Here is a 10455-nt window from a genome sequence, read left to right as displayed (position 1 = left end):
ACCCCCCAGGTCATGCCTTCGACAGGGGGACACAGTCATGCCGGGCCCGGAGGCCAGCGGCCCCGTTGCAGGACCGCGAAGAACATAACGGGGGCCTATCCCCTGCTCACGGGCGCCGCCCGGGCGGCGCGGGCTTCCTCGCGGTGATCCGCTGGGCCAAGCCCTGGGGCTGTCCAGCGGATCACGCGGTGGGCGCGGGGCGCGGCACGCCCTCCCCTTGCGGGGGAGGGACGAGACCCCAGCCGTGTTGTCGTCGGTTGGCGACTCCCCCCGCTCTCGGCTTGGCTCAAGCGGGAGGGGCCCCGGTCGCGTCGATGCCCATCCCCCCGGCTCACCGGTACTGAGGAGGTGCCGTTGCTTTCCCTGGGCTTGGTCGGCCGGGCAGGCCCTAGTCGGAGATCAGACCCTCGCGCAGCTGGGACAGCGTCCGGGTGAGGAGGCGGGAGACGTGCATCTGGGAGATGCCGACCTCCTCGCCGATCTGGGACTGGGTCATGTTGGCGAAGAAGCGCAGCATGATGATGCGGCGCTCGCGCGGCGGCAGCTTGGCCAGCAGCGGCTTGAGGGACTCGCGGTACTCCACGCCCTCCAGCGCCGTGTCCTCGTAGCCGAGGCGGTCGGCCAGGGAGCCCTCGCCGCCGTCGTCCTCGGGCGCCGGGGAGTCCAGCGAGGAGGCCGTGTACGCGTTGCCGACGGCGAGGCCGTCGACGACGTCCTCCTCGGACACGCCGAGGACCGCGGCCAGTTCGGCGACCGTCGGGGAGCGGTCCAGCTTCTGGGAGAGCTCGTCGCTGGCCTTGGTGAGGGCCAGGCGCAGCTCCTGGAGGCGGCGCGGCACACGCACCGACCACGACGTGTCGCGGAAGAAGCGCTTGATCTCGCCCACGACCGTCGGCATCGCGAACGTCGGGAACTCCACGCCCCGTTCGCAGTCGAAGCGGTCGATCGCCTTGATCAGGCCGATGGTGCCGACCTGGACGATGTCCTCCATCGGCTCGTTGCGCGAGCGGAAGCGGGCCGCCGCGTAGCGCACGAGGGGGAGGTTGAGCTCGATGAGGGTGTCCCGGACGTACACGCGCTCGGGGCTGTCCTCGGCGAGCGTGGCCAGTCGCAGGAACAGGGAGCGGGACAGGGTGCGGGTGTCGATGGCCCCCGTGGCCGTGGTGAGGGCCGGGGCCTGAGCGGCCTCGGGGGCTGTGACGTCGTCGAGCACGTCGGGCTCGACAGGCACGACGGGCGCGGTCTCGCTCTTCGTGAGCGTGAGCACCTTCGAGCTGCCCTGATCTGCGGACATGCCACCCCCTTTGGGTCGCGGGACGGTCGCGGCGAACATTCCCGCTTGAGGAACGTCAGCCTTCACCTGAATACCGGAGCCGAAGCCCCGGCAAACGCGCTTCCGGCAGAATGTCACATGTCGGCAACACGCTGTAGTGACATGTCGACATGTGAGTAACGAATCAGCCCTGGAAACAGGGGGTGTGACGGTTTTTCAGCGCAGATCTGTCGGGAACCGCCCTGGTGGGTGATTCGCTCCCAACGGTGACGTCTCGGTCGCGCTTGCGATCCCCGATCGAGGGACGACTGAAGCCGGCTCCCGGCTCACGCCTCGATGCGGTTCGCCGAGCGCAACCGCTGGAAGCTACGCGCCAGTAGCCGGGAGACGTGCATCTGGGACACGCCGAGTTCCGCACTGATCTGGGACTGCGTGAGGTTGCTGTAGTAGCGCAGCAGCAGGATGCGCTGCTCGCGCTCCGGGAGCTGGACCAGGAGGTGGCGTACGAGGTCGCGGTGCTCCACGCCGTCCAGTGCCGGGTCCTCGTAGCCGAGGCGGTCCAGCAGGCCCGGCAGGCCGTCGCCCTCCTGGGCCGCCTCCAGGGAGGTGGCGTGGTACGAGCGGCCCGCCTCGATGCAGGAGAGCACCTCGTCCTCGCCGATGCGCAGCCGCTCGGCGATCTCTGCCGTCGTCGGGGTGCGCCCGAAGGCGGTCGTCAGGTCCTCCGTCGCGCTGTTGACCTGCACCCACAGCTCGTGCAGCCGACGCGGCACGTGGACCGTGCGGACGTTGTCGCGGAAGTACCGCTTGATCTCGCCGACGACCGTCGGCATCGCGAACGTCGGGAACTGCACGCCCCGGTCCGGGTCGAAGCGGTCGATGGCGTTGATGAGGCCGATGGTGCCGACCTGGACGACGTCCTCCATCGGCTCGTTGCGGGAGCGGAAGCGGCCGGCGGCGTAGCGCACGAGCGGGAGATTCGCCTCGATGAGCGCCCCGCGCACCCGGTTGTGCTCCGGCGTGCCCGGCTGGAGCTCCTTGAGCTCGCCGAAGAGGACCTGGGTCAGTGCCCTGGTGTCGGCGCCGCGGCGTCGCTCGGGCGTCGGAGCGGCCCCCACGGCGGCCTCCGCGCCGGCCTCCGGGACGGCGACGGCTTCCAGGGTGGGCGCCGGAGTGGGTGCCGGGGGTGCCTCTTGCTGAGGCGGCGCAGTACTGGCCGACACGGTCAACGCCACCTCTTCGTCAGGTCAACATCGGTCAACTCATCCGTCAAAAGCGGTCATAGCATCACAAGACATGTGCACTGTGTGCAAGCACCCCATAACGCCGTGTTGAGGGAGAAGTTGGGGCATTATCCGTGACCCAGGGCGTGCAAAAGCCCCCCGCCGTTCGGGCGGAGGGCTCCGTGCCGCCGAGCACTGCCGACAGAGGTGGCTCAGAACTCGTAGTCGGCGACCACCCAGGTGGCGAACTCCCGCCACAGGGCGACGCCCGCCTGGTGGTCCGGATGCTCGAGGTAGCGCTTCAGGGCGTCCGGGTCCTGGACCGCCGAGTTGATCGCGAAGTCGTAGGCGACGGGGCGCTCGCTGATGTTCCAGCCCAGCTCCCAGAAGCGCAGTTCCTCGATCTGCTCGCCCAGCGCCCGGAAGGCCGCCTCGCCGCGCGCGACCCGGGGATCGTCGCGCCGGACGCCCTCGTTGAGCTTGAACAGGACCAGGTGGCGGATCATGGGCACTCCCAGTGCGTACGACGGCCCCGGCTACCGCGCCCCGTCGGCGAGCCAGGTGAAGAAGTCTCCGATGGCCTTGGCGGCGTCCGATATGCCCTCGAAGCCTATCTGGACGTAGTCCGCCGCCTTCGCCGGGTCCGTGATGATCACGTAGAGCACGAAGACCACAAGCACGTAGACGGCGATCTTCTTGGCGTTCACCGCCACCTGGCCTCCCCTGTATGCGCCCGCTTGGGCCCCTGTTGCCGGCGGCGAGTGTAACCGCCCGTCCGATTTTCACACTGCTTTTGAGCGTTCGCGGCGCGTTCGTGAACGGCGGCGCGTTCGTGAACCGTTCGGGGGGCCTCATCCGATGAAGAGTTGAAGGCCGCCGAGCGGAGGCGGCGAAGAGGGTGAGAAGGAGAGACGCATGACGCTGCAACTGCTGGCCGCCGTCCCGTTGGTCCTCGTGGCCGTGCTGTGCGTGGGGGCGTTGCTCGACTGCGTCCGCACCCCCGAGGAGCGCGTCCGTCACGTGCCCAAGCTGCTGTGGCTGCTGTTCATGTTCAGCGCCCCGATCGTCGGCGGCCTCGCCTGGACCTACCTGGGCAAGCGGCCCGAGACCAGTGAGCAGAGCGCGCAGAGCGCGCACATAACCAACATGACGAAGGGCCCGGCTCATCGAACCGGACCCTTCGTCCACAGCGGTAGCGGAGGGATTTGAACCCTCGGTGACTTGCGCCACACTCGCTTTCGAGGCGAGCTCCTTCGGCCGCTCGGACACGCTACCGAGAGAGACCTTACAACAAGGTGAGCCCCGGTTTGAAATCGGTATTCGGGAGGGGGATCAGCGATCGCGGAAGAAGTCCGTGAGGAGCCCCGCGCACTCCTGCGCGAGGACGCCCTCGACGACCTCCGGGCGGTGATTGAGGCGCCGGTCGCGGACGACGTCCCAGAGGGAGCCGGCCGCGCCCGCCTTGTCGTCACGGGCGCCGTAGACGACCCGGTCCACCCGGGACTGCACCGCTGCGCCCGCGCACATGGTGCACGGTTCGAGCGTCACGACGAGCGTGCAGCCGGACAGCCGCCACTCGCCCGCCCGTCGTCCACCGCCACCGTTGCCGGGGGTGGCGTGTGACGCCGAATCCTTCAGCTGGGCGGCCGCCCGTCGGATGGCGAGCACCTCCGCGTGGGCCGTCGGATCGCCGTCTGCCTCGCGTTCGTTGTGGCCGGTGGCGAGGACCGTCGTGCCGTCCGGCGCCAGCACGACGGCTCCGACCGGGACGTCCCCGCCTCGGGCGGCCAGCCGGGCCTCCTCCAGGGCGAGCCGCATCGCGGCCCGCCAGGGATCGCGTACGGGGTCCGGCGGGGCCTGTGGTGCGGTCAGCGGACGGTCTCCAGGACCTCCGAGGCGCCGAGGGCGTCGGCGATCTCGGTGAGCGCGTCCTCGGACAGCGACTTCAGCTCCTTCTCGCCGACGCCGAGGTCGTCGAGGATGGCGGCGTCGCCGACCGGGCCGTGCGGCACGGCCTCGGCGGAGCTGCCGCCCTTGGGGTCGTCGGAGTCCTCGTCCTCGTCCTCACCGTCCTCGGTGCCGTCGAGGTCGAGGGCGTCCAGATCCGTGTCGTCGTCATCCGGATCCCTTCCGAGCAGTTCGTCGGTGAGCAGGATCTCGCCGTACGAGCTGCGGGCGGCGGCAGCGGCGTCGGAGACGAAGATGCGAGGGTCCTCCTCGCCGTCGATGCGGACGACCCCGAACCAGGAGTCCTCCTGCTCGATCAGCACGAGCACCGTGTCCTCGTCGGGAGATGCTTCCCGGGCCAGGTCGGCCAGATCCGACAGGGTCTCCACATCGTCGAGCTCTGTGTCGCTCGCTTCCCACCCGTCTTCGGTGCGCGCGAGCAGTGCGGCGAAGTACACCGTGACTCTCCCACTGGTCATAGGCGTGCCGGTTGGGGGTCCCCCCGGCGGAGGTTACGGGCGGAGAGAGAGCTCAGGCTCCGAGCCCCACCCACTCGGAATCGTGGCAGAAACAAGGCGTTCAGGGGACGTCTTCGGCTCCCTGTGTCCGGTGGTTTTGATCGCACGTACGTGAGGTCGTCCGTGCGCGACTCACCAGCACACTCGTTGCCGCCACCAGCGGATCGTACGCGGCTTTCCCGTGGGCCCACGCACACCCACCCCACGGGACACCCGTGACGGTGGCGATCTTCCCCGTATGCCCCAAGTCCCGTACGGCCATGGCTACCGCGCGGCTACCAGCGGAACGTGCGCATGCGCATCGCGTGGCGCAGGCGGGCGGTCTTCGCGCGGCGGGGCTGGACGCGGTCGCGCAGTTCGCGGGCCTCGGCCAGCTCGCGCAGGAACCGGGCGCGGCGCCGGCGGCGCTCGGCGTCGGACTCGGGCGGCTGCGTCTCCGGCGCGTCGCGGTCCGGCGAGTCGGGCAGGTCGGGCAGGTCGGGCATCAGCACACCACCCCGGGTACCCCGGTCCTTCTCCATACCTTTCCCTCACTTTCCCTCCGACGAGCGGTTTGATGCCAGCGAACGGCCGAAGCCGGGGGGAAAGGCTCACTGTGTGTGGGGACGCCGGGTGGGTTCGGCCCGGTTACTGTTGTGGACATGCGTCTCCACGTCGTCGACCACCCTCTGGTCGCCCACAAGCTCACCACGCTGCGCGACCAGCGCACGGACTCCGCGACCTTCCGCCGGCTGGCCGACGAACTGGTCACCCTGCTCGCCTATGAGGCCACGCGTGACGTGCGCACCGAGCAGGTCGACATCAAGACACCGGTCGCCCCGACCACGGGCGTCAAGCTCTCCCACCCGCGCCCGCTCGTGGTGCCGATCCTGCGGGCGGGCCTCGGCATGCTGGACGGCATGGTCCGGCTGCTGCCGACCGCCGAGGTGGGCTTCCTGGGCATGATCCGCAACGAGAAGACGCTGGAGGCGTCCACGTACGCCACGCGCATGCCGGAGGACCTCTCGGCCCGCCAGGTGTACGTCCTGGACCCGATGCTGGCCACGGGCGGCACGCTGGTCGCCGCCATCCGTGAGCTGATCCGGCGCGGCGCCGACGACGTGACGGCCGTGGTGCTGCTCGCCGCCCCGGAGGGCGTGGAGCTGATGGAGCGCGAGCTCGCGGGCACCCCGGTCACCGTAGTCACGGCGGCCGTCGACGACCACCTCAACGAGCACGGCTACATCGTCCCGGGCCTCGGAGACGCGGGCGACCGGCTGTACGGCGCGGCGGAGTAAACCGTCGGAGTAACCCGTCGCTGAGCGGCTGGGCGGGCGGCCGCTAGCAGGCCTTCCGGGTGCCGGTGCTCGCTGTCGGCTGGGGTGCGGACAGGGCTGTGAGGGCCTTGGTCGCGTCCGCCTGGCTGGTCAGCGCCTTGAAGCCGTTGCCGATGATCAGGTCGAGGGTCGGGCCCGTGCGGGTGGCGTCGGTGCGGCGCTCGGCGGTGCTGAGCTGGGTGGCGAGGACCGGCAGCGAGGTGTTCAGGGAGGACGCGGGGCCGAGCAGTATCCCGGTGCCCGTGACCTTCTTGTCGTACTGCTTGCTGGCGTTGCCCACGTCGCCGATCTTGAAGCCACGCTTCTTCAGCTCGTCCGCGGTGGTCTTGGCGAGGCCGCTGCGGGTGGTGGCGTTGAAGACGTTCACAGTGATCTGCGCGGGCTTGGGAACCGCGCCGACACCCGAACCAGTGCCCGTGCCCGTGCCCGAAGCCGCACCCGTCCGGGCGCCCGTGCCGCTCGCTGCGGCGGGGGATCCGGAGGCCGCGGGGCTCGCCTTGGTGGTGTCGGAGCAGCCGACGCCGGCGGCCGTGGCCGTCCCTCCGCCGCCCGTGAAGACGTCGATGAGCTGCAGGGTGCCCCAGCCGGCCACGCCGAGCACGGCACCGCAGGCGACGACCACGACGGCCAGCCTGCCGCGTCGCCGGTGGGGGCGCATGCGGGGGTACTTGTCCCCCGTGATCCGGTATTTACCGCCCATGCCGGGGGGAGTCAGCATGCTCATGGGCGCAGCGTAGTGCGCCCGGGCGGCCGTGACTAATAAACGATCATCCGACGCCGTGCGTGGGCACGGGAAAGCACCCGAACGGGTCAACCCGAGGGTTCAGCCGGGGGATCAGCCGGGCGGGCAGCCGGGTTCGCGGCGGAGTCAGTCCAGCTCGAGGACGCGCGCGTGCAGCACCTGTCGCTGCTGGAGCGCCGCCCGCACCGCGCGGTGCAGCCCGTCCTCCAGGTACAGGTCGCCCTGCCACTTCACGACATGCGCGAAGAGGTCGCCGTAGAACGTCGAGTCCTCCGCGAGCAGGGTTTCCAGGTCGAGCTGCTGCTTGGTGGTCACCAGCTGATCGAGGCGGACCGGGCGCGGCGCGACGTCCGCCCACTGCCGGGTGCTTTCCCGGCCGTGGTCGGGGTACGGCCGGCCGTTTCCGATGCGCTTGAAGATCACACGGAAAGCCTACCGGTCCCGACGTTCCGGGCGCAGCCATGGAGACGGAGTGCAACGCTGGAAAAGACGTGATGAACAGGGGTAAAACGGAACGAGGACCGCCGACGAGCGCGTCGCCGAGCGCCAGTGACATCGCCGCCGGGTACGCCTTCGCCGGCCCCGCTCTCGACCTGGGCGCCCCGCTGTGGGACGGAACGTGCCTGCCCGACGCCCCGGTTCCGCATCCCGCCCAGCAACTCTCCGCGCAGGGCGTGCCGGTCTTCCTCGCGGACGTCAAGGGCGACCTGTCCGGGGTCTCGGCGCCGGGCGCCCTCGGCGGCCCTCAAGGACCTGACGGTCTGTCGACGGCCACGGCCGGGGTGATCCTGCGCTCCCTCACCGCCTTCGAGGCCGTGCGGCCGACTCGCTCGAAAGCGATAGGAGTGTTCTTCGTCACTCAAACGCCCAGGGACGTCCCCGGCGAGGTCCTCGTCCGGCTCGGCAACCGTGTCCTACGACCTGGAGGAACTCCTCACCGGGCTCGGCGCCGGCGAGGCCGTCGTCACGATCCTCAGCGAGAAGGGTGCCCCGACCCCGGTCGCCGCGACCAGGCTGCGCGCCCCCGAGTCCCTGACGGGCCCTATGGACGCCCGGCCCTCGACAGCGCGGTGCGGGGATCGCCGCTCCGCGAACGGTATGCACAGGCTGTGGACAGAGAATCGGCGTTCGAGAAGCTGGCGGCCAGGCCCGCGGAGCGGCCACCACAGCTACGACTCTCTCTTCGGCACGGCACGGCCCGGCGGAGGCGACAGGGCGGGCAGAGGCGACAGGGCGGGCGGAGGCGGTAGGGCGGTTGCCCGCCGGGTGCCGCCTCCGCCGAGCGGTCAGCGGTCCCGTTTCTCCTGGGGCGGCTGCGGGATCGGTTCCTTCACCTGCGGTTTCGGCGTGTTGCGGACGGCCTCCGCGCGCAGCAGGGCGCGCAGGACCGCGTACGGGTCGGTGGGCATGGCTGTGCTCCTTGCGTCGTACACGTGTTGCGTCGTACACGTCGTGCGTCGTAGACGTCGTGCTGACTGGCCTCGGGACGGGACCGGTCAGCAGCGCAGGACCACGGTGCGCAGCGTGTGCAGGGCGTACGACGGCCCCGGCGGCGCGGGGAGCGGCCGGTCCGCCGGGTCACCGGGCGCCGGGGCCGGGAGCGGCGCGGGGCGCAGGGGCGCGGCGGGACGGTGGGCGCAGGGGGCGGGTCGGAGCAGCGTGTCGAGGACGTCGTACTCGACGGTCTCGGCGGCCGCGACCGGCGGCGCGGAGAGCTCCGCGGGAGCGCCCGGCACCAGCAGGGAGAGGAGCACGACGAGCACCCGTAGCCAGGCGTGGCTGCGGGAGAGGCTGCGTACGGTGCTCATGGCAGGTCATCTCCCCGCGACACGCCCGGGGTTCAGCACGCCGGGCGGGAGAATCACCCCTTCGGAGGAGGGGCGCGGAGGGGCAGGGGGCGTGGTCAGAGGGTGCGCGGTACCTGCCGGGCCCGGCCGCGGATGCTGAGCGCGGTGACGATCTCGACGACGCCGACGACCGCCAGCCAGATGCCGCCGACGAGGGTGAGCACGGCGACCGACTCGAAGGGCGAGTCGATCAGGACGATCCCGCCGACGAAGGTGACGATCCCGAGGAAGATCTGCCAGCCGCGCGCCGGCATGGACGTGTCGGAGACGGCGGCCAGGGTCTGGGTGATCCCGCGGATCAGCCAGCCGATGCCGATCCACAGGGCGAGCAGCAGGATCGACTGCATCGGGCCGCGGAAGCAGAACAGGCCCAGCAGGAGGGACAGCGCGCCGCTGATGAAGCCGAGGACGCGGAGCGAGGTCGTTTTGTGCGTGCCGAAGGCGGAGACCAGCTGGAAGACACCGCTGATCACGAGGTAGAGGCCGAAGAGGATGCCGGCCGCGAAGAGCGAGGCGCCCGGCCAGACCAGCACCAGGACGCCCAGGATCAGCGAGGCGATGCCGGTGAGCAGCACGATCTGCCAGGCGGCGCGGGACAGGGTGTGCAGCGGGCCCTCGAAGGGCGGCTCCGGCTCGTGGCCGTGCCGCTGGGTGTGGACCTTGCGGTCGTCGTACTCCCGGCCCCAGGAGGGGCCGGTCGGTGGCTCGGTCATGTCCCCAGCTCAGACCGGGCGGCGACGGCCCGCCACCCGGGCGGGCCACACGACTTACCCGTTGAGCGCCCGTCCGGCGACCGCCCTGCTCCTCGGCGGCCATCCCCTTGGTTCCATCCCCTGGGTTCCATCCCCCGGGTTCCAACCCTTGGGTTCTATCCCTTGGGCGCCTAACTCTTGGCGGTCTTCGCCGCCTTCGCCGCTGCCTTCGTCTCCTGCTTGTGCGCCCGCACCTTCGCCAGCGACTCCGGGCCGGTGATGTCGGCGACGGACCGGAAGGACTTCGCCTCGCCGTACGCGCCGGCCGCCTCCCGCCAGCCCGTCGGCTGCACGCCGAGCTGCTTGCCGAGCAGGGCCAGGAAGATCTGCGCCTTCTGCTTGCCGAAGCCCGGCAGGTCCTGGAGCCGCCTGAGGAGCTCCGTGCCGGTGGCCACGCCGTCCCAGACGGCGCCGGCGTCACCGTCGTAGTGCTCGACGAGGTACTGGCAGAGCTGCTGGATGCGCTTGGCCATGGAGCCCGGGTAGCGGTGCACGGCCGGCTTGTCGGAGAGCAGCGCGGCGAAGGCCTCCGGGTCCTGGGCGGCGATGTCGTGGGCGTCCAGGTCGTCGGCGCCGAGCCGGTCGGCGATCGTCCGGGGGCCCTTGAACGCCCACTCCATCGGAACCTGCTGGTCCAGCAGCATCCCGACCAGCGCGGCGAGCGGGGAGCGGCCGAGGAGCTCGTCGGCCTCGGGGTCCTGGGAGAGGTGCAGCGTGACGTCCATGCGTCGATGATCCCGCTTGTGCGCTCCGCTTGCGCGCCGGTGCCCCGGCGCGTGCAGCCGCTCCCTCACCCCTCGCGTACGATTTCCGGCACAACTGATTAGGCAAGGCTAA

The 10455-nt window shown here is 70.8% G+C and carries 15 protein-coding genes, 1 tRNA gene and 1 pseudogene; 3 read left to right on the top strand and 14 right to left on the bottom strand.

The window, feature by feature from the left end:
• Positions 1-388: 388 nt before the first annotated feature.
• The 4 genes from ACIBAF_RS45720 to ACIBAF_RS45705 form a co-directional block, all read right to left on the bottom strand.
• The gene (locus tag ACIBAF_RS45720; RefSeq protein WP_399472140.1) at positions 389-1294 is read right to left on the bottom strand and encodes an RNA polymerase sigma factor SigF; all 906 of its coding nucleotides are present in this window, start codon (positions 1292-1294) and stop codon (positions 389-391) included.
• A 305-nt stretch (positions 1295-1599) separates the two neighbouring features.
• Positions 1600-2502, bottom strand: coding sequence for an RNA polymerase sigma factor SigF (locus tag ACIBAF_RS45715; protein ID WP_399472138.1), 903 nt, complete (start codon positions 2500-2502; stop codon positions 1600-1602).
• Positions 2503-2708: 206 nt separating this feature from the next.
• A complete protein-coding gene (locus tag ACIBAF_RS45710; RefSeq protein WP_399472136.1) occupies positions 2709-3002 on the bottom strand; it encodes a Dabb family protein in 294 nt (97 codons plus the stop codon).
• A gap of 30 nt (positions 3003-3032) precedes the next feature.
• Positions 3033-3209, bottom strand: a complete 177-nt coding sequence (locus ACIBAF_RS45705; RefSeq protein ID WP_099936500.1) for a hypothetical protein — start codon at positions 3207-3209, stop codon at positions 3033-3035.
• Between the two features lie 202 nt (positions 3210-3411).
• Between ACIBAF_RS45705 and ACIBAF_RS45700 the strand changes: the two genes are divergently transcribed.
• On the top strand, positions 3412-3705 hold the full coding sequence (locus ACIBAF_RS45700; protein ID WP_399472134.1) for a PLD nuclease N-terminal domain-containing protein: 294 nt from the start codon (positions 3412-3414) through the stop codon (positions 3703-3705).
• On the opposite strand, the gene ACIBAF_RS45695 is transcribed toward ACIBAF_RS45700, so the two are convergent.
• From ACIBAF_RS45695 to ACIBAF_RS45680, 4 genes are all read right to left on the bottom strand, one after another.
• Positions 3687-3771, bottom strand: a tRNA-Ser gene (locus ACIBAF_RS45695). The two genes, ACIBAF_RS45700 and ACIBAF_RS45695, sit on opposite strands and share 19 nt — an antisense overlap.
• Before the next feature lie 57 nt (positions 3772-3828).
• Positions 3829-4314 carry a nucleoside deaminase gene (locus ACIBAF_RS45690; protein ID WP_399472132.1) on the bottom strand — a complete coding sequence of 162 codons (486 nt, stop codon included), beginning with the start codon at positions 4312-4314 and terminating at the stop codon, positions 3829-3831.
• 50 nt (positions 4315-4364) lie between these two features.
• Positions 4365-4901 (bottom strand): hypothetical protein, encoded by a 537-nt coding sequence (locus ACIBAF_RS45685; protein WP_399472146.1) that lies wholly within the window; start codon positions 4899-4901, stop codon positions 4365-4367.
• A gap of 335 nt (positions 4902-5236) precedes the next feature.
• Positions 5237-5446, bottom strand: coding sequence for a hypothetical protein (locus ACIBAF_RS45680; protein ID WP_399472130.1), 210 nt, complete (start codon positions 5444-5446; stop codon positions 5237-5239).
• A 156-nt stretch (positions 5447-5602) separates the two neighbouring features.
• Between ACIBAF_RS45680 and upp the strand changes: the two genes are divergently transcribed.
• A complete protein-coding gene (gene upp, locus ACIBAF_RS45675; RefSeq protein WP_399472128.1) occupies positions 5603-6238 on the top strand; it encodes a uracil phosphoribosyltransferase in 636 nt (211 codons plus the stop codon).
• Positions 6239-6281: 43 nt separating this feature from the next.
• Here upp and ACIBAF_RS45670 read toward each other — a convergent pair whose 3' ends face one another.
• Both ACIBAF_RS45670 and ACIBAF_RS45665 read right to left on the bottom strand, forming a co-directional pair.
• The gene (locus ACIBAF_RS45670) at positions 6282-7001 is read right to left on the bottom strand and encodes a LytR C-terminal domain-containing protein (RefSeq protein WP_399472126.1); all 720 of its coding nucleotides are present in this window, start codon (positions 6999-7001) and stop codon (positions 6282-6284) included.
• A gap of 144 nt (positions 7002-7145) precedes the next feature.
• Positions 7146-7442 (bottom strand): type II toxin-antitoxin system VapB family antitoxin, encoded by a 297-nt coding sequence (locus ACIBAF_RS45665; protein WP_004943146.1) that lies wholly within the window; start codon positions 7440-7442, stop codon positions 7146-7148.
• 71 nt (positions 7443-7513) lie between these two features.
• On the opposite strand from ACIBAF_RS45665, the pseudogene ACIBAF_RS45660 reads away from it, so the two are divergent.
• Positions 7514-8185 (top strand): annotated as a pseudogene (locus ACIBAF_RS45660) (helicase HerA-like domain-containing protein); the annotation flags it as partial.
• Positions 8186-8305: 120 nt separating this feature from the next.
• On the opposite strand, the gene ACIBAF_RS45655 reads toward ACIBAF_RS45660, so the two are convergent.
• The 4 genes from ACIBAF_RS45655 to ACIBAF_RS45640 form a co-directional block, all read right to left on the bottom strand.
• Positions 8306-8428, bottom strand: coding sequence for a hypothetical protein (locus tag ACIBAF_RS45655; RefSeq protein ID WP_319344013.1), 123 nt, complete (start codon positions 8426-8428; stop codon positions 8306-8308).
• 87 nt (positions 8429-8515) lie between these two features.
• Positions 8516-8827 (bottom strand): hypothetical protein, encoded by a 312-nt coding sequence (locus ACIBAF_RS45650; RefSeq protein WP_399472124.1) that lies wholly within the window; start codon positions 8825-8827, stop codon positions 8516-8518.
• Positions 8828-8922: 95 nt separating this feature from the next.
• The gene (locus ACIBAF_RS45645; protein ID WP_399472122.1) at positions 8923-9579 is read right to left on the bottom strand and encodes an HdeD family acid-resistance protein; all 657 of its coding nucleotides are present in this window, start codon (positions 9577-9579) and stop codon (positions 8923-8925) included.
• Positions 9580-9749: 170 nt separating this feature from the next.
• Entirely contained in the window at positions 9750-10343 is a 594-nt protein-coding gene (locus tag ACIBAF_RS45640) for an HhH-GPD-type base excision DNA repair protein (RefSeq protein ID WP_399472120.1), read from the bottom strand.
• Between the last annotated feature and the right edge of the window lie 112 nt (positions 10344-10455).

It is taken from the genome of Streptomyces sp. NPDC051677, from assembly GCF_044453465.1.
GTDB lineage: Bacteria > Actinomycetota > Actinomycetes > Streptomycetales > Streptomycetaceae > Streptomyces.
This window is presented reverse-complemented; position numbering and strand designations above follow the sequence as displayed.